Annotated in this window: 22 protein-coding genes; 3 read left to right on the forward strand and 19 right to left on the reverse strand. The window is 42.8% G+C overall.

Translation table 11 applies throughout. From position 1 onward, the window contains the following. Nucleotides 1–129 precede the first annotated feature (129 nt). The 13 genes from hflC to cutA form a co-directional block, all read right to left on the reverse strand. Nucleotides 130–1,008: a protease modulator HflC gene (gene hflC, locus NO991_RS14045; protein WP_054552438.1), complete on the reverse strand. Its 879-nt coding sequence runs from the start codon at nucleotides 1,006–1,008 to the stop codon at nucleotides 130–132. 5 nt (nucleotides 1,009–1,013) lie between these two features. Continuing rightward, a complete protein-coding gene (gene hflK / locus NO991_RS14050; RefSeq protein WP_054552437.1) occupies nucleotides 1,014–2,180 on the reverse strand; it encodes an FtsH protease activity modulator HflK in 1,167 nt (388 codons plus the stop codon). Nucleotides 2,181–2,271: 91 nt separating this feature from the next. Next, entirely contained in the window at nucleotides 2,272–3,561 is a 1,290-nt protein-coding gene (gene hflX / locus NO991_RS14055) for a ribosome rescue GTPase HflX (protein WP_054552436.1), read from the reverse strand. Between the two features lie 17 nt (nucleotides 3,562–3,578). Next, the gene (gene hfq / locus NO991_RS14060) at nucleotides 3,579–3,842 is read right to left on the reverse strand and encodes an RNA chaperone Hfq (RefSeq protein ID WP_054552435.1); all 264 of its coding nucleotides are present in this window, start codon (nucleotides 3,840–3,842) and stop codon (nucleotides 3,579–3,581) included. Nucleotides 3,843–3,922: 80 nt separating this feature from the next. Continuing rightward, on the reverse strand, nucleotides 3,923–4,840 hold the full coding sequence (gene miaA, locus NO991_RS14065; protein WP_082389227.1) for a tRNA (adenosine(37)-N6)-dimethylallyltransferase MiaA: 918 nt from the start codon (nucleotides 4,838–4,840) through the stop codon (nucleotides 3,923–3,925). Between the two features lie 15 nt (nucleotides 4,841–4,855). Beyond that, complete coding sequence (mutL, locus tag NO991_RS14070; protein WP_054552433.1) at nucleotides 4,856–6,700, reverse strand: DNA mismatch repair endonuclease MutL; 1,845 nt, start codon at nucleotides 6,698–6,700, stop codon at nucleotides 4,856–4,858. Nucleotides 6,701–6,723: 23 nt separating this feature from the next. Further along, nucleotides 6,724–8,031 carry an N-acetylmuramoyl-L-alanine amidase gene (locus NO991_RS14075; RefSeq protein ID WP_235523684.1) on the reverse strand — a complete coding sequence of 436 codons (1,308 nt, stop codon included), beginning with the start codon at nucleotides 8,029–8,031 and terminating at the stop codon, nucleotides 6,724–6,726. Nucleotides 8,032–8,097: 66 nt separating this feature from the next. Then, the gene (gene tsaE / locus NO991_RS14080; RefSeq protein ID WP_054552431.1) at nucleotides 8,098–8,571 is read right to left on the reverse strand and encodes a tRNA (adenosine(37)-N6)-threonylcarbamoyltransferase complex ATPase subunit type 1 TsaE; all 474 of its coding nucleotides are present in this window, start codon (nucleotides 8,569–8,571) and stop codon (nucleotides 8,098–8,100) included. A gap of 142 nt (nucleotides 8,572–8,713) precedes the next feature. After that, entirely contained in the window at nucleotides 8,714–10,054 is a 1,341-nt protein-coding gene (accC, locus tag NO991_RS14085; protein ID WP_054552430.1) for an acetyl-CoA carboxylase biotin carboxylase subunit, read from the reverse strand. A gap of 23 nt (nucleotides 10,055–10,077) precedes the next feature. Then, on the reverse strand, nucleotides 10,078–10,542 hold the full coding sequence (gene accB, locus NO991_RS14090) for an acetyl-CoA carboxylase biotin carboxyl carrier protein (protein ID WP_054552429.1): 465 nt from the start codon (nucleotides 10,540–10,542) through the stop codon (nucleotides 10,078–10,080). Nucleotides 10,543–10,572: 30 nt separating this feature from the next. Beyond that, a complete protein-coding gene (aroQ, locus tag NO991_RS14095) occupies nucleotides 10,573–11,025 on the reverse strand; it encodes a type II 3-dehydroquinate dehydratase (protein WP_054552428.1) in 453 nt (150 codons plus the stop codon). 348 nt (nucleotides 11,026–11,373) lie between these two features. Then, nucleotides 11,374–13,200 carry a protein-disulfide reductase DsbD gene (locus NO991_RS14100; protein ID WP_300545082.1) on the reverse strand — a complete coding sequence of 609 codons (1,827 nt, stop codon included), beginning with the start codon at nucleotides 13,198–13,200 and terminating at the stop codon, nucleotides 11,374–11,376. Then, nucleotides 13,200–13,520, reverse strand: coding sequence for a divalent-cation tolerance protein CutA (gene cutA / locus NO991_RS14105; protein WP_300419612.1), 321 nt, complete (start codon nucleotides 13,518–13,520; stop codon nucleotides 13,200–13,202). The genes NO991_RS14100 and cutA overlap by 1 nt, the downstream gene beginning before the upstream one ends. Before the next feature lie 162 nt (nucleotides 13,521–13,682). On the opposite strand from cutA, the gene NO991_RS14110 reads away from it, so the two are divergent. The 3 genes from NO991_RS14110 (at nucleotide 13,683) to groL (ending at nucleotide 16,288) form a co-directional block, all read left to right on the forward strand. Continuing rightward, complete coding sequence (locus NO991_RS14110) at nucleotides 13,683–14,159, forward strand: FxsA family protein (RefSeq protein ID WP_054552425.1); 477 nt, start codon at nucleotides 13,683–13,685, stop codon at nucleotides 14,157–14,159. A 143-nt stretch (nucleotides 14,160–14,302) separates the two neighbouring features. Beyond that, nucleotides 14,303–14,590 (forward strand): co-chaperone GroES, encoded by a 288-nt coding sequence (locus NO991_RS14115; RefSeq protein ID WP_300419609.1) that lies wholly within the window; start codon nucleotides 14,303–14,305, stop codon nucleotides 14,588–14,590. A 51-nt stretch (nucleotides 14,591–14,641) separates the two neighbouring features. Next, nucleotides 14,642–16,288, forward strand: a complete 1,647-nt coding sequence (gene groL / locus NO991_RS14120) for a chaperonin GroEL (RefSeq protein ID WP_054552424.1) — start codon at nucleotides 14,642–14,644, stop codon at nucleotides 16,286–16,288. 135 nt (nucleotides 16,289–16,423) lie between these two features. Here groL and NO991_RS14125 read toward each other — a convergent pair whose 3' ends face one another. The 6 genes from NO991_RS14125 to astA all read right to left on the reverse strand — a co-directional run bounded on the left by NO991_RS14125 (nucleotide 16,424) and on the right by astA (nucleotide 22,461). Further along, on the reverse strand, nucleotides 16,424–17,902 hold the full coding sequence (locus NO991_RS14125; protein WP_371352137.1) for an NAD(P)H-hydrate dehydratase: 1,479 nt from the start codon (nucleotides 17,900–17,902) through the stop codon (nucleotides 16,424–16,426). Between the two features lie 117 nt (nucleotides 17,903–18,019). Next, entirely contained in the window at nucleotides 18,020–18,832 is an 813-nt protein-coding gene (gene speD / locus NO991_RS14130; RefSeq protein WP_054552422.1) for an adenosylmethionine decarboxylase, read from the reverse strand. Nucleotides 18,833–18,920: 88 nt separating this feature from the next. Then, complete coding sequence (locus NO991_RS14135) at nucleotides 18,921–19,334, reverse strand: OsmC family protein (RefSeq protein WP_054552421.1); 414 nt, start codon at nucleotides 19,332–19,334, stop codon at nucleotides 18,921–18,923. A gap of 146 nt (nucleotides 19,335–19,480) precedes the next feature. Continuing rightward, complete coding sequence (locus NO991_RS14140) at nucleotides 19,481–19,828, reverse strand: DUF3802 family protein (protein ID WP_054552420.1); 348 nt, start codon at nucleotides 19,826–19,828, stop codon at nucleotides 19,481–19,483. Between the two features lie 128 nt (nucleotides 19,829–19,956). Continuing rightward, nucleotides 19,957–21,426: a succinylglutamate-semialdehyde dehydrogenase gene (gene astD, locus NO991_RS14145; protein ID WP_054552419.1), complete on the reverse strand. Its 1,470-nt coding sequence runs from the start codon at nucleotides 21,424–21,426 to the stop codon at nucleotides 19,957–19,959. Nucleotides 21,427–21,444: 18 nt separating this feature from the next. Then, entirely contained in the window at nucleotides 21,445–22,461 is a 1,017-nt protein-coding gene (gene astA, locus NO991_RS14150; RefSeq protein WP_054552418.1) for an arginine N-succinyltransferase, read from the reverse strand. Nucleotides 22,462–22,507 lie beyond the last annotated feature (46 nt).

Genomic DNA, 22,507 nt, shown 5'->3' on the forward strand with positions numbered 1-22,507 from the left:
ATCTTCTCAATTACTTAAACAACTACATGCAGAACAGAGGTTTATAAAATTGTTAAGAATAAAAATTAATCACTTACAGAGACAAAAAAGCCCCACAAATTGCGGGGCTTTTGATCATACGAGTATTACTTACTGTACTTTTGTACCTTTCATATAATTAAAGAAGTCGCTATCAGGTGAAATTACCATCACGTCTTGTTTATCTTTAAAGGTATTTTTGTATGCTTCTAGGCTGCGCATAAAACCAAAGAATTCAGCGTCTTTGTTATATGCATTAGCATAGATAGCAGCAGCATCAGCATCACCTTGACCACGTACTGTACGAGCATTACGTTCAGCATCTGCAAGCATTACGGTTACACGGCGGTCTACTTCTGCGCGAATTGTCTCAGCTTTTTCTTGACCTTCTGAACGGTGCTCTTTAGCTACTGCAGTACGCTCAGCACGCATACGCTGGAAGATTGAGCTACTCACTTCTTGTGGTAAGTTAATTTGCTTAACACGTACGTCAAGTACTTCAATACCTAGCTCTTGCGCACTTTCAGACGCTTGAACTAACGCTTCTTCCATCAATTCACTACGCTCGCCAGAGACAATCTCTTTGATTGTACGAGAACCGAAATTAGTACGAAGTCCATTGTTCACCTTTTGCTTAAGCAGTGTTTCAGCATATTGCTTATCACCACGGGCACGTAGGTAAAATGCACTAAAGTCATTAATGCGCCACTTCACATAAGAATCAACGATTAAGTCTTTTTTCTCACTAGTAACAAAGCGGTCAGCTTCACCATCTAGCGTTTGAATTCGTGCATCTAAGCGACGTACTTGGCTAAAGAAAGGCACTTTTAAGTGTAAACCTGGGCCATATACTACAGCGTTATCGTCACTGTCTTTTTCAACTTTGCTGAATAATAAGACAATTGCTTTTTCGCCTTCTTGTACAACAAAAATCGCAGAAAAAGACAGCACAACTGCAAGGGCAAGTATTACTAAACTAAAATTTTTCATCTTACTTATCTCCCCTCATTAAAACGGTCAGTTGCGAAACGATCATTACTTGAATTAACCGTGCTGTTACGTGATGGATTTAACTTATTGCGAAGATCTTGAATATCACTTGAGCTTGGTAGCGCAACACGCGTTGCTGTACCTTGCTTTTCCATGATTTTATCAAGCGGTAGATACATCATATTATTACCGCCCTCTACATCAACTAACACTTTAGAGCTGTTACCTAGCACTTCTTCCATCGCATCGATATATAAGCGCTTACGGGTTACTTCTTTCGCAGCTTGGTACTCAGGTAACAGTTTTTCAAAACGTGCTACTTCACCTTGCGCTTCTAAAGTAATACGCTCACGGTACGCTTCTGCTTCTTGTGTCATACGCGTAACTTGACCACGGGCACGAGGCTCAATTTCACGAGCGTAAGCTTCAGCTTCACGGATAAAGCGTTCTTCATCTTCTTGTGCAGCAATAGCATCATCAAACGCGTCTTTTACTTCACCCGGCGGACGTGAATCTTTAAAGTTCACATCGCTTACGATAATACCCAAGTTGTAAGGCTCAATGATTTTGTTTAGTTCATCCCACGTTTGTTGGCGCACTAACTCACGACCAGTTGTTAGCACTTGGTCCATTTTTACATGACCAATCACATAACGAAGAGCACTATCAAGCGCTTGTTTCAAGCTGCCATCTGCGTCGGTTACGCTAAACTTGTATAGGTGTGGATCGATAACACGGTATTGTACTTCAAACTCTACATTTACCACGTTCTCGTCTTCTGTCAGCATGAAACCTTTTGCAGATAACGAGCGAACCGCTTCAATATCTACAGGGATCACGCGTTCAATGAAGGTCATTTTCCAACGTAAGCCAGGTTCTGCAATGCGATTGTATTGTCCAAATTGTAAAACAATACCGCGCTCGGCTTCTTTTACCGTGTAAATACCACTTAATGCCCATACAATGACGGCAATAATAAGGATGAAAGAAATGCCTGCGCCACCAAGTCCGCCGCCGTTTTTACCTGGCTTATTACCACCAAATAAACCGCCAAACTTGTTGCCGAATTTACGCATTACCTCGTCTAAATCAGGTGGGCCTTGATCTTTTCCGCCTTTATTATTCCACGGATCTTTATCATTGCCATTATTACCCGGTTCATTCCAGGCCATAGCTATACTCCATTGTTATCTAAATGAATTAGGTTAAATCTATCAAATCTACAGCATTTCTCATACTAAAAAAGACAAATGCTGGCGATTTTTAATCAGTCACTACAAAAGAGTCGAGGTCTTGTCCCATCTCTTTTTTTAAGCGATTCCATTCTGCCATTGGCAAGCGTACCGATAATAACCAGTTTCCTTGCTCATCAAAACGTTCTTGATGAACTGCGTTTAAGTTGAATAATGCTGCACGAATACGACCATGTTGTGGTGGTAATTTTAGCTCATCAGCAAACATCTTCTTGGCAAGTAACTCATTAATTGCCTCACTTAGCAGTTCACAGCCAACACCAGTGCGCGCCGACAACCAGACTCGTACCGGTTGACCTTCGTCGTTTCTATCTATACGTGGCGCAACGTCATCTAGCGCATCAATTTTGTTATAAACCAATAATTGCGGCACTTCATCTGCTTCGATTTCTTTTAAAACAGACTGTACTTGCTCAATATTTTCTTTTCGACGAGGGTCTGCCACATCGATAACATGCAACTGTAAATCAGCTTCACGGGTTTCTGTTAAGGTCGCTTTAAATGCTGCAACAAGGTCATGAGGTAAGTGACGAATGAAACCTACCGTATCCGCTAAAATAATTGGACCTATATCGCCGATATCTAACTTACGTAAGGTTGGATCTAGGGTTGCGAATAGCTGATCAGCAGCATACACATCTGAGTCAGTAATACGGTTAAATAACGTTGATTTACCCGCATTGGTATAACCTACTAGTGACACAGTTGGAATTTCATTTCGCGTACGCGCACGTCGCCCCTGCTCACGTTGAACAGCAACTTTATCTAAACGGGCACGAATATTTTTAATTCTTGCGCGCAGTAATCGTCTATCGGTTTCGAGCTGGGTTTCACCCGGACCACGTAACCCTATCCCGCCTTTTTGTCTTTCAAGGTGGGTCCAACCACGGATCAAGCGAGTAGAAATATGGCGTAACTGAGCTAACTCAACCTGAAGTTTACCTTCGTGAGTTCGCGCTCGCTGCGCAAAAATATCTAAGATCAAACTCGTACGATCAAGAACGCGGCACTGGCAAACGCGCTCTAAATTGCGTTCCTGTGACGGGCTAAGTTGATGGTTGAAAATAATGACATCTGCATTGTGGATTTTGACAGTTTCAGCGATTTCTTCTGCTTTTCCGGTCCCGACGAAAAGTTTCGGATGCGGTGCTTGACGACTGCCTTGCACAATCGCCAAACTACTAACACCAGCAGAAGATACCAACAACTCTAATTCGTGAAGATCTTCGCGATCTCCCTCTTTGGGTAAGTCGATATGAACTAAAACTGCCTGTTCGCCGGCTTCATAACGGTCAAACAAGCATTACGCTCCTAAGTTTAAAAATTTCCAGATTCTTGCTCTTCTGAATCATCACTTCCTTGAACGCCTTGGAAGTTAACAGAACGCGCTGGAACAACAGTTGAAATAGCGTGTTTATACACCATTTGATTTACGGTGTTTTCAAGTAAAATAACAAATTGGTCAAATGACTGGATTTTACCCTGCAATTTAATGCCATTAACCAAAAAGATTGATACTGGAATGCGCTCACGACGTAACGCATTTAAAAATGGGTCTTGTAACGACTGGCCTTTTGCCATGTTATTTTCCTTCGTTCTAGGTGTTATTATAATTAAGTAGCTGAACTAATTTAACAAAGCTAAAAAACTTTCAGCTACTACTAGCTTAGCGAACTTACTACACGTTGCAAGTTTTCTTCATCACCCGTAGTCAACCAAATTACTTCAGGCCAACCTCTTAACCAAGTCAGTTGTCGCTTGGCTAACTGCCGTGTGGCTGCAATACCACGAAAGACCATTTCATCATAGTCAATTTCGCCAGCAATGTAATCCCACATTTGTCTATAACCCACACAACGAATCGAAGGTAGGTCTGGGTGTAAATCCTTACGTTTATATAGGGATGAAACTTCATTTTCAAACCCCTGATCGAGCATTATTTTAAACCTTTTCTCAATTCGCTGATGTAATTCACTGCGATCATCAGGTGCAATGGCAAATTGATAGAAAGTATAAGGAAGCTCAGGCTGCTTTTGTTTTTGCAGCTCAGTCATTGTTTTACCTGTTATACGATACACTTCTAATGCACGATTAATTCTTTGCGAATCATTTTCGCTCATTTTTTTCGCTGCATCAGGATCGATTTTCACAAGTTCTTTATGCAAATGTGGCCAACCAAACTGCGCTGCTTCTTTTTCGAGTTCAGCACGTACTTCAGGTGATGCCTCTGGTAGCGGTGATAAGCCATCAATAAGCGACTTAAAATACATCATTGTACCGCCAACCAATACAGGTACTTTACCTTGCTGATGAAATAGATCAATCTTTTCAATTGCATCACGGCGAAAATCTGCCACTGAATAACTATCTGCTGGGTCAATAATATCAATTAAGTGATGCGGCGCACGAGCAAGCTCTTCGGCATTTGGCTTTGCCGTGCCGATGTCCATATCTTTATAGACTAATGCTGAATCAACACTGATTATTTCTGTGTTTAAATGCTCACACAGCGAAATTGCTAAATCTGTTTTCCCTGCAGCGGTTGGTCCCATTAAAAAAATGACGGGTAAGTTATTCAAGCCTAAATACCTTGCTTAGTTTAAAAACTGAGATAGTTCTATTTTAACTGCTTTTTGACGTAAAAGTTGCATAGTTTGTGGATTATTTTCTAACCGAGCCACTTGCTCCATAAAGGCTTGGCTTGCGTAATAACGTGTTGGTATTTGTTGAGTTAACCAAGCTAACCATTCATCGAGTGAACTTGGTGAGGCTTTACAGCCAGCAATAAGCCGCTCAATAGCATCACTTACATCAAGTAAATACACGCAAGGCGGAAGCTTTTTAACCATCACAAACTGTTTTTCTATTACTAAATCAAAACCAAGTAAGGTAAACCACGACTGCTGAGCATTTAACGCACTAATATCATCAGCACTTACATTTACTCGCACAGGTAACAACAAGGCTTTGCCATCAAGGCTACCTGCTTGCTCTACGTGCGCTTGCCAGTCGAGTGCTAAAGCATGCTTAAAGTGCGCAGCAAAGAGTTGGTTGTCTTCACTAAATACGCATTCGCCCTCGCGTACGTGGATGAGTTTGGCAAGCTTAGCTTGCTCAACAACCGGTGCTGTAAAGCTTGGCTCTGGGCGTACTTGGTCAAAATGCGCAGCATGTTGCTCACTGATCCCTTGATAAAATGCATTGACATCTTGATGCGATGTTTTACTGCGGCCTTGGCTGTCGCTACTAAAGCCACCACCAGAGCGCCCTGCTCCTGTTGCCCCTGAATAACTCGCTGAACGTGTCGGCTGTAATTCAGATTTAGGGTAATCATATTGCTCTGTTGGCGCTGATTGAGTAAAACTTGGCTGCATGCTGCTTGAGTGCGCCTCATCAAACGAAGCATGCTGAAAAGCAGTGTCATTATGCTCTGTAAAACCAGCTTCATGCTGAAGCGGTACCACCACTTGTTTTATTGCCTGTAGAATAAAGTCATGCACTAAACGGCCTTGATGAAAACGCACTTCATGTTTAGCTGGGTGCACATTTACATCGACCTGACGTGGGTCAATATCAATATAAATGACAAAACCTGGCAGCTCTTCAGAGCCTGCGACTTCTTCAAAGGCTTGGCGGATTGCATGCAAAATGAGTTTATCGCGCATCATGCGATTATTCACATAGGTATATTGCGTGCTATTCGTTGAGCCCACGGGCAATACCCAACCTCGTAACATCAAACCTGCTTCACCTGACTGAATATGCAGCCCCTGTTCACTAAATGCCTTACCCGCCACTTGTGCAACACGGCTTATCGCTTGCTCAGGGTTTGGTTTAGCACGGTATTGACGCACGACCTTGCCATTATGAGTCAGGGTGATAGAGACATCAAAACGACTCAGCGCAATACGCTTTATGAGCTCATCAATATGTGAAAACTCGGTTTTCTCGGTGCGAAGAAATTTACGGCGCGCAGGGGTATTAAAGAATAAGTCTTTCACCTCAATGGTGGTACCATCAGGGTGTGCGGTTGGCTTAATCTGCACCGCCATATCGCGACCTTCAGCAAACGCTTGCCATGCAGCCTCTTGCTGCTTTGGCTTTGAGCTTAAGGTTAAGCGAGAAACAGAACTAATTGATGCTAACGCTTCACCACGAAAACCCAGTGAGCAAATGTTCTCAAGATCATCGAGTGACTTAAGCTTACTCGTAGCATGGCGCGACAAGGCTAATGTTAGCTCATCTTTATTAATGCCAGAGCCATTATCGCGGATACGAATTAGCTTATGCCCACCACGCTCAATATCTATTTGAATGCGCGTTGCGCCAGCATCTAAACTGTTTTCTACCAGCTCTTTAACAACGGATGCTGGGCGTTCAACCACTTCACCCGCAGCAATTTGGTTAGCCAATCGCGCGGGTAGTATTTCTATACTCATAGTGTTCCTAACACGAAAATTGACTAGCTTTGAGGAATATCAAGCTCTTGACCAATAAATAAGGTATTCGATTTTAAGTTGTTGGCCGTTTTTAGCTTACTCACAGAGGTGTTGTATCTGCTTGCTAAAATACTTAACGATTCACCAGGGCGAACTTTGTGTTTAGTCGGAAACTGCGACTTTAACTTAGCAAATAGTGAGTCATCTGGTGGATTCTTCATGTAGTAATTTTTAATCGAGGTGAAAATTGCTTTAGCTAAGCGCTCCTGATGCTGCGCCGTTTTTAGCATTCGCTCTTCACGCGGATTCGAAATAAACCCTGTTTCGACCAAAATAGACGGAATATCGGGTGATTTCAATACCGCAAGGCTCGCCGCTTGCGGGCGTTTTTTATGCATTTTAGCCACTTTTCGTAATTCGCTAACCACTTCTTCTGCGACACTAAAACCTGTTTTCATCGAGTGATCCATCGACATATCTAGCAGTGCTTGTGCTAAATATTTTTCGCTTGCAGTATCTTTTAATACCCCAGCTGCACCACCTAAAAGCTCTGAGTGCTTTTCTTTATCCTCAATCCATTTACCAATTTCTGAATTAGCGCGGCGTAGTGATAGCACCCACACTGAGGCACCGTTTGGTTGTGGACTAGTAAAGGCATCCGCATGAATCGACACAAAGAAGTCAGCTTTTTTCTTACGAGCTATGCTGGTACGGGTGTTTAGATTTACAAAGTAATCACTGCGGCGCACCATACGCGAAATCATGCCTTTTTCAGCATCTATCATTCGCTCTAAGCGCTTCGCTATTTGTAGCGTAATATCTTTTTCATAAGTGCCTGATGGACCAATTGAACCGGGGTCTTCACCACCATGACCTGCATCAATGGCAATAACAATATCGCGCTCTTGATTAAGTTCGCGTTTTTTCACACTGGTATTGGTCGAAGCAACAGGTTCTGCCTTCGGTGTTTTATCAACAAGGTCAACCACTAAACGATGCTTGTAGGGATCGGTTGGTAGTAAAGCAAATACAACAGGTTTACTGGCACGGGCTAGCTCAAAGACAAAACGCACACTTTTGCTGTCTTTTGGTTTTGAGTAACGCAGTTTGGAAACAATCTGATGCTTTTTAGGAATAGCAGGCAAGCTATCTAGTTTGTCGGTATTTTTTAAATCAATGACTAAACGAGCTGGGTTTTTCAGCATGAAATAGCTGAAATCAGGCTTATCGTTTAAATCAAAGACCACTCGAGTGCTGTCAGGTGAGGGCCACACTCGTACGCTATTAATGGTATTTTGTGCAAGCGCAATCTGGCTAACAACCAATAACATCAAAGTAGTTAATAGTTTAAACGTACAACGACCCATTTTTACTAATACACCTTTATTTTTATATGTTTATTCTTGCGCGCTCGTAAGTTGCTGAACAATAGCCTTACCACGCTCGGTTAAGCTATTAATTGTAATAGCACGCGCCTCGCCTTCATAGCGTAGGGTGATATCAAGATCTGGTGTTGGAATAAATTCGCCGCCTTTTTCAGGCCATTCCACAACACAAATGGCCTGTGGTGAAAAATAGTCACGAATTCCCATATATTCAAGTTCTTCAGGATCACCTAAGCGATATAAATCAAAGTGATAGACATCAGCTTTAGCTAATTGGTAAGGCTCAACCAGTGTATAAGTTGGACTCTTAACCTTACCTTGATGACCGAAACCTTGCACGATACCACGGGTTAATGTCGTTTTACCGGCACCTAAATCACCATGTAAATAGATGACTGCTCCTTGCTCCATTAAGGTTGCAAGTTGCTTACCCATATTAACCGTTGCTGCTTCATCAGCGAGTGGAAAACCAACACTGTCGGTCATTATTACCTCATGAAAAACTAAAAACACATTACTTTGTTAATCATACCAGAATAATTTTGTAAGGCGAGAGCCGCTCTTATGCCTAGTTTGACAAAAAAAAGCCGGCAAAGTTGCCGGCTTTTTAGCTTAAACAGAATTTTGTTTACAGACCTAGTTTCTTCTCAAGGTAGTGGATGTTTGTACCACCGTTTTGGAAGTTCTCATCTGCCAAGATTTTCTTGTGCAGTGGTGTGTTGGTCTTGATGCCATCGATCACTAATTCGTTTAACGCATTGCGTGAACGAGCAATAGCTACATCACGGTTTTCTCCGTAACAGATCAGCTTACCAATCATTGAATCGTAATGAGGTGGTACTGTGTAATCTGCGTAGATGTGGCTGTCCCAACGAATACCTAGACCGCCAGCAGGGTGGAATCGCGTGATTTTACCTGGTGATGGAATAAAGGTGTCTGGGTCTTCCGCATTAATACGGCACTCAATTGCATGACCACGAATAACCACATCTTCTTGTGTGAATGATAATGGCTGACCCGCTGCAATTTTTAGCTGTTCTTTGATTAAGTCAACGCCAGTGACCATTTCTGTTACTGGGTGCTCAACCTGAATACGGGTATTCATTTCGATGAAATAGAACTCGCCGTTTTCGTATAAGAATTCGAACGTACCTGCACCGCGATAACCGATTTCGATACATGCACGAGTACAACGGTCACCGATGAACTTACGCATTTCAGCTGTGATACCTGGCGCTGGCGCTTCTTCAACAACTTTTTGGTGACGACGTTGCATTGAACAATCACGCTCACCTAAGTGAACTGCATTGCCTTGACCGTCTGCAAGTACTTGAACTTCGATGTGACGTGGGTTTTCAAGGAATTTTTCCATGTAAACCATGCCATTACCAAAGAACTGCTTAGCTTCTTGCTGAGTAAGAGCGATTGAATCAATCAGTTCTTTTTCGCTGCGAACAACACGCATACCACGACCACCGCCGCCGCCTGCTGCTTTAATGATTACAGGGTAACCAATACGCTTAGCAATTTGAATGTTGCGCTCACTGTCTGCCGTTAATGGGCCATCAGAACCTGGTACACAAGGTACACCGGCTTTACGCATCGCTTCGATTGCAGAAACTTTGTCACCCATTAAACGAATTGTGTCGCCTTTAGGACCGATAAATACAAAGCCGCTTTGCTCAACTTGATCAGCAAAGTCTGCATTTTCAGAAAGGAAACCATAACCTGGGTGGATAGCAACTGCATCTGTTACTTCTGCCGCTGCAATAATGCGCGGAATATCTAAGTAACTTTCAGTGGCTGCTGGTTTACCAATACAAATTGTTTCGTCTGCCAGTAACACGTGCTTAAGATCACGGTCTGCCGTTGAATGCACAGCAACAGTTTTGATCCCAAGCTCTTTGCAGGCGCGCAGTACGCGAAGTGCAATTTCACCTCGGTTTGCAATGACTACTTTATCTAACATAGAGTTGGCCTTTTGTTGCGCTATTATTCAATGATGAATAAAGGTTGATCGAATTCTACTGGCTCGCCATTTTCAACTAAGATAGCTTTTACTGTGCCTGCTTTATCAGATTCGATTTGGTTCATCATCTTCATTGCTTCAACGATACATAACGTATCGCCAACATTTACTTTAGAACCTACTTCTACGTATGGTGCTGCTTCTGGAGAAGCCGCTGAGTAGAATGAACCAACCATAGGAGATTTAACTTGATGGCCAGTCGGTGCAGCTGGAGCAGCCGCTTCTGCTGCTGGAGCCTCTGCTACTGGAGCTGGTGCCGCTGCTGGCGCAGGTGCTGCAAACTGTTGTGGTGCATACTGCATTGCAGGTGCTGCAGACATATTGTTACGATTGATGCGTACTGACTCTTCACCTTCAGTGATTTCTAATTCAGCAATACCAGATTCTTCTACTAGTTCGATAAGTTTTTTGATCTTGCGAATATCCATTGAACGACCCGCCTGTTAGTTATTTAAAAATTAATGTGTGTTTTGCAACCGGCTAACAGCAGCTTCAAGTGCCACCTTATAACCCATTGCTCCTAATCCAATAATGACGCCTTGTGCAACATCCGAAAAATACGAATGATGACGGAATGCTTCTCGAGCATGCACATTACTTAAATGCACCTCGTAAAAGGGAATGTTTACACTGAGTAATGCATCCCGTAAGGCTACGCTTGTGTGCGTAAATGCAGCAGGATTGATAATTATTGCATCAACCGCTTGCCATGCATCGTGAATGCGTTCTATTAATGCAGCTTCACTGTTACTTTGGAAATGCGTTAAATCAACATTGAGACCGGCAGCAACCAGGCTAAGTTCAGCTATAATCTCATCAAGAGATTGAGTACCGTACTTTTCTGGTTCACGCTTGCCAAGCATGTTTAAATTTGGCCCATTTAGAACTAAAAGTTTGAATTTTGCAGCCATAATACGCGATATATCCTATAAGTAAGCAGTTTAACCATATTCATCATAAACCCACGCTTAACCTAAGCGTGCTGATGTAAAATAGCAACTATTTCTCACGTTAACCACCTATTATAGATATTTCGACGTAAATAGCAGCAAAATACTGGTCTAATCACTCCCCATTCGTGGTAAAGTCAAGCATAGCAAGGCACACAACAGTGTCATTCCAGCTGTTTTCCTGCTGATTAATTGAACTTCAATCAGTGAATTTGCTATTTTTCACTTAAAATAAGTATTTTTTACGATGCAGATACAAAAACGCCACTCAGATGAGTGGCGTTTTGCTATTTTCTTGCACGTTTGCGTTTATTTAGCGCTATTTCGTACTGTTGCTAAATGTTCTGCAAAGTCTTTGGCATTTAAAAAGCCTGTTACACGTTGCTCTAAAAGCTCATTACCTTGGCTATCAAAGAACAAAATGCTCGGCAACCCAAATACCGTGTATTCTTCCATTAGCTCAATTGTTTTTGCATCACTTTCGGTTAAATCGATTTGAATTAATTCAAAGTGAGCAAATTGCTCTTGTACTTTAGCGTCAGGAAACGTGTAGTGCTCAAACTCTTTACAGGCAACGCACCAGTCGGCATATAAGTCGACCATTACTAAGCGCCCTTCGCTACTTGCCTGTGCAATTTCTTCTTTTAATTCACTTAGATTAGCAACTTGTCTAAAACCATGTGTTTGTACAGCAGCTTCTCCAACCACCGCTTTACTTGGCCAGAAATAACTTTTCGTTAAACTCGCCCCAGTTACAACCAATAAGGTAGCAGTAAACCACAATGCTGTTTTTAGCTTGCCCTGTGATTGGCCACTTTGCCAATGGTGTAAATAAAGCGCTGTAGCAAGTGCTAATAAACCCGCCATTAACCAAATGATTTCAATATCAACAATACGCTCAAGCAGAATGAGTGGTACAACTAGCATAATGAAACCAAATAGGGTTTTCACTTGCTCCATCCAACCACCGGCTTTTGGTAGTAATTTACCACCAGAAGTCCCCAGCAATAATAATGGTAAGCCCATGCCTAAACTGAGCACATAAAGTGTTAAACCACCAACTAGATAGTCACCACTTTGCGCCACATAAAGTAAAGCAGCAGATAAAGGTGCTGTTGTACACGGTGAAGCAATCAAACCAGACAGTACACCCATCATAAATACGCCAACATAGTTGCCGCCTTTTTGCTGGTTACTAACCTGAGTGAGTTTATTCATCATGCCGCTAGGTAATTTGATTTCGTACCAGCCAAACATCGACATTGCCAGCAATACAAATAAGATACTAAAGCTAATTAGTACAGTAGGATGCTGTAAATACCCTTGTACTTGCCCACCTAATGATGCAACCACTAAGCCCAGTGCTGCGTAAGTAACGGCCATACCTTGTACATACACAAAAGACAGCGAGAACGCTTTTTTAGTCGACAAATTCTGCTGACCCGCAATAAGGCTCGACAAAATCGGAAACATTGGAAATACGCAAGGCGTAAAAGCCAGACCAATACCCACTAAAAAGAAGATTACTAGGTTCGTTAGTAAACCTTGCGATGCCAATTTATCAGTATACGACTGCTCACCTGCTGGTTTTGATGCTTCTTGAGAGGGCGCTGATGATGCTTCATTTGTATCAGCTGCTTGTGTTAATGCCGCTAATGCGTTCCCCGCATCTGCAGTCTGTGATACTTGCTCACCTGCAATCACAGATAAAGGAATGGTTCTAACTTCTGGCGGATAACATAACCCTGCTTCGGCGCAGCCTTGAAAACGCACTTTAACAACTGCACCTTCTGTGACGTTGCTGAGCTTAGAAACCACACTTAACGAATCAAAGAATACCTCGGTCTTACCAAAAAATTCATCTTCAATAATCACGCCCTTGCCAAGATCAGGAACTTCAATATCAGCGCCTTTGGCAATAATTTCGACTTTCTTTTTGTAAAGGTAATAATCAGGCGCAATATCCCAGCCAATAAATAAGGTTTTGCCTTGCTGGTCAAAATCGAAAACAAACGCCTGATCAACCCGGAGAAATGTTTGCTCCGCAGGTTGTAGTAGATTTCCAAGTAAATTGTTATTACTTGCACTTGCTGGCATAAGCCACAATGCACAAAGTAATAAAAGGAACGATCGCATTAATTAAGTACCTCATCCATCCAATTAAAATAGGCTAAATTGCCCGTAGCCACATCAACGACCTGAATTTCAGGCACCTGATAACTATGCAATTTCTTGATAGTTTGGATCACCTCATTCATTTTTTCTGACTTAGTTTTGATCAGTAACTTACTCTCAATAGCTTGAGTTACCTCGCCTTCCCACATGTAAATAGATTCAATAGTAGGCAAAATGTTCACACAAGCAGCTAGCTTTTCTTTAACTAGATGTTGCGCCAACTGACGGGCTTCAGCCTCATTTGCACAAGTCGTAAAAATAAGTCGAAAATGCGTAGTCATAAGGAACCTTTATTTGATTACGTGAGTCGCACCATAGTAGCCGATAGTAACTATAATGTGTAGCGAGCAAGGTGATCCTAGGTTCCGTCTTGAAAAATGACCTGCTCACCCCAATTTATATTTCACTGACTCGAAAGAGAATGACATTTTTTAGAGAGCGTTATGTTTAGATTTTTGTTTTTGTTATTTATTTTAGTGCCGATTGTGGAGATCGCGTTACTCATCCAAGTGAGTGAAGTGATCGGCGGCTTTGCCACCATAGCGCTTGTAATTGTGACCGCGATTGTCGGTGCGAAATTAGTGAAGCAGCAAGGTATGGGCGCGATTCAAAACGTGCAATTACAAATGGCACAAGGGCAAATGCCTGCAAAAGAATTATTTACTGGATTATGTGTGATTATCGCCGGTGTTTTATTAATGACACCAGGCATCATGACTGACTTTTTTGGCTTTTTACTACTTACGCCAGCAATCCGCAACAAACTGGCTGCAGGCCTTGCTAGTCAAGCGACCGTGCGTATGAGTTCACAGGCAAATCAAGGCTCTGCACACTTCCAATACCATAGTAAAACAACCACTCATGAAGAGCCAAACCATCAACCTACAACTATTGATGGTGAATTTGAGCGAAAAGATTAAAATTTTTTAATTTTTGTACTTGGATTTTTTTAAGCCACCCCCATTAATGAATGCAATGAAACGCAACGGGTGGCTTAGCACTCCCCTGCAATAACACAAGATTTTTTCTGTACTGTTCAGAAACTGTTAGGAGAACTAAATAAATGAACATTCGTCCTTTACATGATCGCGTCATCGTTAAGCGTCTAGAAGAAGAAACTAAGTCTGCTGGCGGTATTGTATTAACTGGCTCTGCAGCTGAAAAATCAACTCGCGGAGAAGTTATCGCTGTTGGTAATGGCCGTGTTTTAGACAACGGTGAAATAAGAGCATTAGAAGTTAAAGCCGGTGACACTGTGCTGTTCGGCTCTTATGTTGAAAAAGCTGAAAAGATCGAAGGTCAAGAGTACCTGATCATGCGTGAAGATAACATTCTAGGCATTGTAGGCTAATCCTACTTTTCGTTTAGCAACCCGTTTACAGAATTTAAGAGGAATTTAATCATGGCAGCAAAAGAAGTACTTTTTGCAGGTGACGCACGTGGCAAAATGCTAACTGGCGTAAACATTTTAGCAAACGCAGTAAAAGTAACTTTAGGTCCTAAAGGCCGTAACGTTGTATTAGACAAATCATTCGGCGCTCCAGTGATCACTAAAGATGGTGTATCTGTTGCAAAAGAAATCGAACTTGAAGACAAGTTCGAAAACATGGGCGCTCAAATGGTTAAAGAAGTAGCGTCTAAAGCGAATGACGCTGCAGGTGACGGTACAACAACTGCAACAGTATTAGCGCAAGCTATCGTAAACGAAGGCTTAAAAGCAGTTGCAGCGGGTATGAACCCAATGGACCTTAAGCGTGGTATCGACAAAGCAGTTACTGCAGCAGTTGAAGAGCTTAAAGCACTGTCAGTTCCATGTGCAGACACTAAAGCAATTGCACAAGTAGGTACTATTTCTGCTAACTCTGATAAAGAAATCGGTGACATCATTGCAGAAGCAATGGAAAAAGTAGGCCGTGATTCAGGCGTTATCACTGTTGAAGAAGGTCAGTCGTTAGAAAACGAACTAGACGTAGTTGAAGGTATGCAGTTTGACCGCGGTTACCTTTCTCCTTATTTCATCAACAACGCTGAAAAAGGCGCTGTAGAGCTAGACAACCCATTCATTCTACTTGTAGACAAAAAAGTATCTAACATCCGTGAGCTACTACCTACATTAGAAGCAGTAGCTAAAGCTAGCAAGCCACTACTTATCATTGCTGAAGACCTTGAAGGTGAAGCACTTGCAACACTTGTTGTAAACAACATGCGCGGTATCGTTAAAGTATCTGCGGTTAAAGCACCTGGTTTTGGCGACCGTCGTAAAGCAATGCTACAAGACATCGCAGTATTAACAGGTGGTACTGTTATTTCTGAAGAAATCGGTTTAGAGCTAGAGAAAGCGACAATCGAAGACCTAGGTACAGCGAAGCGCGTTGTGATCACTAAAGATGATACAACAATCATCGACGGTGCAGGCGAAGAAGACGGCATCAATGGTCGTGTTGCACAAATCAAAGCACAAATCGAAGAAGCGACGTCTGACTACGATAAAGAGAAACTACAAGAGCGTATGGCTAAACTAGCTGGCGGTGTTGCAGTAATCAAAGTTGGCGCAGCAACTGAAATCGAAATGAAAGAGAAGAAAGACCGCGTTGAAGATGCACTTCACGCAACTCGCGCAGCGGTTGAAGAAGGTGTTGTACCAGGTGGTGGTGTTGCACTAGTTCGCGTAGCAAGCAAACTTGTTGAACTTGCTGGCGACAACGAAGACCAAAGCCACGGTATCAAAGTTGCACTACGTGCGATGGAAGCACCACTTCGTCAAATCGTAACTAACGCAGGTGACGAAGCATCTGTTGTTGTTAACTCAGTAAAAGGCGGTGAAGGTAACTACGGTTACAACGCAGCATCAGGCGAGTACAACGACATGATCGAAATGGGTATCTTAGACCCAACTAAAGTAACGCGTTCTGCACTACAATACGCAGCTTCAATCGCGGGTCTTATGATCACAACTGAAGCAATGGTTGCTGAAATCCCGAAAGATGAGCCAGCTGCTCCAGATATGGGCGGCATGGGCGGCATGGGTGGTATGGGCGGCATGATGTGATAAACATCACCTCCTAAGCACCTCGCTTTAAAAACCCAGCCCCGGCTGGGTTTTCTTTTAGCTATCAGTTTTAAGCTGTCAGCTATCAGAAACTGACGGCTGACGGCTGACGGCTGACGGCTGACGGCTGACGGCTCAGTTAACCAACTCCCTCACTATCGCAAACAAGTCACTCGCTAACATGCCTCTTTCGCCTTCACGTTCTGCGGCAATGTCACCAGCTTTTGCATGTAAGATTACGCCTAAGCAAGCTGCTTGCTGAAGAGTAAGCCCCTGTGCGATTAGTGCCGCTATGATACCTGTTAATACATCGCCACTGCCGCCAACAGCAAGTGCAGGGTTACCGTCGGTACACACCCATGTTTGGTTATTATCAGCAATTAAACTACCAGCGCCTTTGAGTACACAAGTAGTGGTATAGCTACGTGCGAGCTGCTTTACCGCATGAAAGCGATTTTCTTCAATATCGCGAGCGCGACAATTAAGTAACCTTGCAGCCTCACCGGGGTGTGGTGTGATTACGGTATTCGCCAATGGAAATGACGAAGCATGTTGAGCTATTAAATTAAGTGCATCAGCATCAATAACCAGAGGCTTGTTATTAGTAAAGCAATACTGCATGACGGTTTCAAAGGTTGTTTCCGACCAAGTGTCTTGACCAAGCCCTGGGCCAATAGCCACACAAGTTGCCCACTCTAGGGCGCTAATCAGGTTTGTATCTGTCACCATTAGTTCTGGCCGGCCAATACTCACTGGTAGAATAGAGCTACTATGGGTATACACTTTGACCATACCCGCACCGGTGCGAAGCGCTGCCTCTGCGGTTAAACGAATAGCGCCTGCAGTCCCTGAATTACCACCAATACACAGCAATTTACCATGGCTGGTTTTATGGCTGTTGTTATCGCGATCAGAAAGCCTCGGCTGTGTCTGATAATTGATAAGCTCTGCCGTGGGTGATGTCAGTTTTAAAAAGGCATCTTCAATACCTAAATCATTAAACTCTAGCGTCCCTGTATGCGCTCTACCTTGCCCTGTCACTAAACCTTGTTTAATCCCCACAAAAGTCACAGTGAGCGCGGCTTTGATTGCCACTCCTTGTACGACACCTGTGTCTGCATGAATGCCTGAAGGTAGATCAATAGCAACTATCGGCACTTGGCTTTCGTTGGCAGCTTTAATCAGTTGTGAAAATGGCTCGCGCACCGCGCTTTGAATTCCCGTGCCAAGCAGGCCATCAATAATGATATCTGCACGCTCAATAGCACTGGCATCAGCGGTTATTTCCCCTCCTGCGTCGAGCCAAGCTTGCTGAGCACTGAGCGCATCACCTTTGAGCGGTTTATCAGGTATTGCTGCAATAACCGTAACCTGTTTGCCCGCTTGTTTAGCTAAACGAGCAACAACATAACCATCGCCGGCATTATTACCAACGCCCGCTAACACAACGAATGTTCTTGCTTTAGGAAAATAGCTGATAGCTTGCTGATAAGTTGCCAGCCCTGCTCGCTCCATAAGCTCATACAAGGTGATACCAGAACGCTTAGCTGCGGGTCCTTCATGGTCACGCACTTGCTCTGCTAAAAACACTGACTGCGAGAGAATAACTGACATATCTATCCTTAAATTGGCCTTTTAATCAGCATATAAGCACAGATAAGTGCAGTCAATGAGGCATAAAAAACGGCGCGTAACTTACATTACGCGCCGTTTTTTTAAAGCTTTAGTGACTTACTCTGTGTCTGGTAAGTTGCGACCGTAGAAGATTTCTTGCATCTCGCGGGTCAGCTTAGAGTAGATAACTTCTTCTTCTTCTTCAGAAAGATCTGCTGTAGAAACACCGAATAGGTAAGTATTCAAGTCAGTTTCTTTTAACATCATCTTCGTGTGGAACAAGTTCTCTTGATACACGTTCACGTCCATCATTTGGTACGCTTCTTTGGTATCTTCAGTCATGTAGTTCTGAATTGAGTTAATTGCGTGATCGATATAGTGTTTAACACCATCTACGTCACGAGTAAAACCACGTACGCGGTAGTCAATTGTTACAACATCAGACTCAAGGCTGTGAATTAAGAAGTTTAACGCTTTTAATGGCGAAATAATGCCACACGTTGATACTTCGATATCAGCACGGAACGTACAAATACCATCATCAGGGTGTGCTTCTGGGTATGTGTGAACACAGATGTGGCTCTTGTCTAAGTGCGCTACTACTGTTTCAGGAAGAGGGCCCGGCGCCTCATCAACGTCATACGTTGTTTGTTGCTCAATTGGCTCTTCAGAGATCAAGATTGTCACGCTGGCACCTTGCGGATCATAATCTTGGCGAGAAACATTTAGAATGTTTGCGCCAATAATATCCACAACTTCACCTAAAATATCGGTAAGGCGATCAGCACTGTACTGTTCGTCGATATATTCAATATATTCTTTACGCTGTTGTTCCGTCTTTGCGTAACAAATATCGTAAATACTAAAGCTTAAGCTCTTAGTTAAGTTATTAAAGCCATGAAGCTTAATTTTATCGAAGGGTTTATTCATGCTAAACCAACCTTAAAACGAGTGAAACCTGCACCAGCAGAAATAAAAGTTCGCGGATTTTATACGAATTTTCTGCTCGGAAAAAGCGTTATTTTACCTGTTCTTGCACAACTTCATGACTATGCGTAATTTCTACTGTCTTATCAAGCATTAAGGCTACAGAACAATACTTTTCAGCAGACAGTTGTACCGCTCTTGCAAGGTGCTTTTCAGAGACATTATCACCGGTAACCACAAAGTGTAGGTTAATCTTAGTAAACACGCGAGGCGCTGATTCAGCACGCTCAGCTGTTAGCTTAACTTGCACATCAGAAAATGACTGCTTGGCTTTTTTTAAAATACTAACAACATCAACAGATGAACAACAACCTGCTGACATTAAAACCATTTCCATTGGGCTTGGCGCAGCACTATCGCTACCTGCATCAAAAACTACATTATGACCTGAATTTGAAAGGCCAATAAACGTATCGCCTTCTACCCATTTTACATTCGCTTGCATGTGCTTTATCTCTTAAAGTTATTTTGCTTGATTGTAAGCAAGTCACACACAGATGCAAGGGATAAGAGGTGAGCTTTAAAGGAAAGCGAGTTGCCTAACGTTGAGCTGCTCGCTTAAAGACTAGAAATTGTGTTGTGCTTTACACATTAGGCACTTTCTACAACAGCACTATCAAATAAGTTTTTCACTAATCCAGCAAACTCATCTATAAACGCGTGCTGTTCAACGGTTACTGTATGATTGGTGACGCTGCTTAGCACTTCTTGTAAGTCATATACGATACCGTCGACTTCGCGAACAATTTGGCTGCGTTGTTCAGTACTAAGCTCAGTGTGTTGCTCGCAAAGTAACATGACATTTTCTGCTATCACATCTTCAATCAGCTCTAACACTGTTGGAGCTCCTGGTTTAATTTGACCCGGCTTCTCAAAAAGCGCTAAATTTTGAGTGAGATACATGACAAGATCATCGTACCCTTGCCTATCTAAAACCATACGACTACACACCTAATAAAAAACTATCTCTTTAGATTTAAGCAGAAAGCGCTTTTAATTGCTACCTTTGCCAAGCATCTCATACAAAAAAAGCAGCCAAAGCTGCTTTTTGTAATGATTTACGATTATTAATCAATTTTTAAGCCTGGGCTTAATGTCGCTGGCATTGCTACTTTTTCAAGTTCTACCGAAGCAACCGGGTATGCACAATAGTCAGCAGCATAATACGCGCTTGCTCTGTGGTTACCTGATGCACCAATACCACCAAATGGTGCAGCACTTGATGCACCCGTGATAGGACGGTTCCAGTTTACGATACCCGCACGAATACGACGTAGGAAATGGTCGTAATCTGCTGCACTGTCGCTTAATAAGCCAGCTGATAAACCAAAGCTTGTGTCATTCGCTTTATCAATAGCAGCATCAAAATCAGTGAAACGGAATACTTTAAGCAGTGGTCCAAAGTGCTCTTCGTCTGGGAAGTTAGCGACATTTGTACACTCTAAAATACCCGGAGTTACAAAACCGGTATTTTCTTTATGTGTAAGCTCAACAAGCACTTCTGCGCCAAGCTCAACAAGCTGCTGTTGCGCTTTGACCATACCAGCTGCTGCCGCTGAAGAAATCATTGACCCGATGAAAGGTTGATCTTCTGCGTCGTAGTCACCGACTTTAATTGCTTTCGTTGCTTTAATAAGACCCGCTAGGATGGCGTCACCCTGCTCGTCTGCTGGTAAGAATAACTTACGCGCACACGTACAACGCTGACCTGTAGAGATAAACGCAGATTGAATAATATCGTGGATAGCCGCTTTAGTATCAGCAACATCAGTAACGATAAGCGGGTTATTACCACCCATTTCTAAGGCTAAGATTTTACCCGGTTGACCAGCAAACTGTTCATGTAAAATATGACCAGTGCGCGAAGAGCCCGTAAAGAATAAACCGTCAATCCCTTTATGAGATGCCAGCGCTTTACCCGTTTCTACTTCACCTTGCACAAGGTTGATAACACCTGCAGGCAGGCCAGCCTTTTGCCATAACTTTAACGTTAACTCAGCAACTGCTGGCGTTAGCTCAGACGGCTTAAATACCACGGTATTGCCTGCTAATAGTGCAGGTACAATGTGACCATTTGGTAAGTGACCAGGGAAGTTATAAGGGCCAAACACCGCTACAACACCATGAGGCTTGTGGCGGATCATCGCGCGACCTTGTGGCATTGGGTTTTCAACATCGCCTGTACGCTCTAAAAATGCTTTTTCAGAGATAGCAATTTTACCCACCATCGCACCTGCTTCAGTGCGTGTTTCCCAAAGTGGTTTACCTGTTTCTTGTGCGATAGCAATCGCTAATTCTTCGCTGTGCTCTTTCAGTGTTTCTGCGAATGTTTTTACAATCGCTAAACGCTCTGCAAATGTTTTATCAGCCCAGCTGTAAAATGCTTCACGTGCAGCAGCGACTGCGCCGTCTACTTGTTCAGCAGTGGCAGTGTTTGCTTGCCAAATTACATCATTATTTGCTGGGTTTACAGATTGAAAAGTATGACCAAGGCCTGCTTGCCATTGACCATTAATAAATTGCGCTGCATGAGTCATTAATATGTCTCCTGAATTCTATAGTTTTGCAAGTGATACTGAATCACCCGCTTCTAAGTGAAGTGCTTTTGCTAATTCACTTGAGATTGTAATGCTATCGGCATCACATGATAGGCTAACTTGAGTCACGGTTGCTCTAAAATCAGCAATTTTATCATTTGCTAACAAGACCGTAGTGTCGCCTTGGCTTTCACCTATTTCTACTTTAACCGTTTGGGCATTTCTCACTGTAGCAATGTTATCAACTTTTGCTTCAACAGTTGGGCCTGCATCAAAAATGTCTACATAACCATTGAAGGTAAAACCTTCGCTCTTTAAAAGTTCAATCGCAGGGCGTGTATTATCATGCACTTGACCAATCACAGCTTGCGCATCTTTGCTCAGTAAGTTGACGTAAATTGGATATTTAGGCATTAACTCGGCAATAAATACTTTTTGGCCAATACCCGTTAAGTAATCTGCCGTTGGAAAGTCCATCGAGAAAAAGTGCTCTTCTAGCCATTGCCAGAATGGGCTTTCGCCATTGTCATCAGAAACACCACGCATCTCAGCAATTACGGTGTCAGCAAAACGCTCTTTATGTTGATTAATAAACATAAAACGCGCTTTTGAAAGCAATTTACCGTTATTATTTTTACGGTAGCCATCTTTTAAGAATAATGTGCACAGCTCAGTTGCGCCGGTGTAATCGTTACACAGGGTTAATATATCAACGGCTTTATACACGTCTAGCGTACGAGAAGAATGAATCACTTTGCTTAGATGATAATGATAAAAAGCATCATCTAAACCAACTGCAGCTTCAATCCCCGAAGTCCCTACAACTTCACCCGTTTCGCTATCTTCAAGAACAAACAAGTAACCTTCATCACCTGGCTGTTGCGCAGCTTTTGCAAATGAGCTGACAGAATGATCAATTTTCTTTTGTAATAACTCTTCATTATTAGGCAAAGACGTAAAGCCATGGCCTGACTCATCAGCAATCTTTACTAACGCTTGGTAATCGCTTTGCTGGATTGGGCGAAGGATCATCATAAGTCCGCTTGCTCCCTTATAAATAACGGTAAATTAAGAAATGTGG

Source organism: Pseudoalteromonas sp. DY56-GL22, assembly GCF_041414715.1.
Lineage (GTDB): Bacteria > Pseudomonadota > Gammaproteobacteria > Enterobacterales > Alteromonadaceae > Pseudoalteromonas > Pseudoalteromonas simplex.

Coding starts and splice junctions, on each gene's coding strand:
- accC (WP_054552430.1), bottom strand. CDS start 10,054: ATGTTAGATAAAGTAGTCATTGCAAACCGAGGTGAAATTGCACTTCGC.
- tsaE (WP_054552431.1), bottom strand. CDS start 8,571: ATGACCGACAGTGTTGGTTTTCCACTCGCTGATGAAGCAGCAACGGTT.
- speD (WP_054552422.1), bottom strand. CDS start 18,832: ATGAATAAACCCTTCGATAAAATTAAGCTTCATGGCTTTAATAACTTA.
- hflC (WP_054552438.1), bottom strand. CDS start 1,008: ATGAAAAATTTTAGTTTAGTAATACTTGCCCTTGCAGTTGTGCTGTCT.
- astD (WP_054552419.1), bottom strand. CDS start 21,426: ATGACTCATGCAGCGCAATTTATTAATGGTCAATGGCAAGCAGGCCTT.
- hflK (WP_054552437.1), bottom strand. CDS start 2,180: ATGGCCTGGAATGAACCGGGTAATAATGGCAATGATAAAGATCCGTGG.
- NO991_RS14140 (WP_054552420.1), bottom strand. CDS start 19,828: ATGGTTTTAGATAGGCAAGGGTACGATGATCTTGTCATGTATCTCACT.
- accB (WP_054552429.1), bottom strand. CDS start 10,542: ATGGATATTCGCAAGATCAAAAAACTTATCGAACTAGTAGAAGAATCT.
- aroQ (WP_054552428.1), bottom strand. CDS start 11,025: ATGGCTGCAAAATTCAAACTTTTAGTTCTAAATGGGCCAAATTTAAAC.
- NO991_RS14115 (WP_300419609.1), top strand. CDS start 14,303: ATGAACATTCGTCCTTTACATGATCGCGTCATCGTTAAGCGTCTAGAA.
- NO991_RS14125 (WP_371352137.1), bottom strand. CDS start 17,902: ATGTCAGTTATTCTCTCGCAGTCAGTGTTTTTAGCAGAGCAAGTGCGT.
- NO991_RS14075 (WP_235523684.1), bottom strand. CDS start 8,031: ATGTTATTGGTTGTTAGCCAGATTGCGCTTGCACAAAATACCATTAAT.
- hfq (WP_054552435.1), bottom strand. CDS start 3,842: ATGGCAAAAGGCCAGTCGTTACAAGACCCATTTTTAAATGCGTTACGT.
- mutL (WP_054552433.1), bottom strand. CDS start 6,700: ATGAGTATAGAAATACTACCCGCGCGATTGGCTAACCAAATTGCTGCG.
- cutA (WP_300419612.1), bottom strand. CDS start 13,520: ATGACTACGCATTTTCGACTTATTTTTACGACTTGTGCAAATGAGGCT.
- NO991_RS14100 (WP_300545082.1), bottom strand. CDS start 13,200: ATGCGATCGTTCCTTTTATTACTTTGTGCATTGTGGCTTATGCCAGCA.
- groL (WP_054552424.1), top strand. CDS start 14,642: ATGGCAGCAAAAGAAGTACTTTTTGCAGGTGACGCACGTGGCAAAATG.
- NO991_RS14110 (WP_054552425.1), top strand. CDS start 13,683: ATGTTTAGATTTTTGTTTTTGTTATTTATTTTAGTGCCGATTGTGGAG.
- astA (WP_054552418.1), bottom strand. CDS start 22,461: ATGATGATCCTTCGCCCAATCCAGCAAAGCGATTACCAAGCGTTAGTA.
- NO991_RS14135 (WP_054552421.1), bottom strand. CDS start 19,334: ATGCAAGCGAATGTAAAATGGGTAGAAGGCGATACGTTTATTGGCCTT.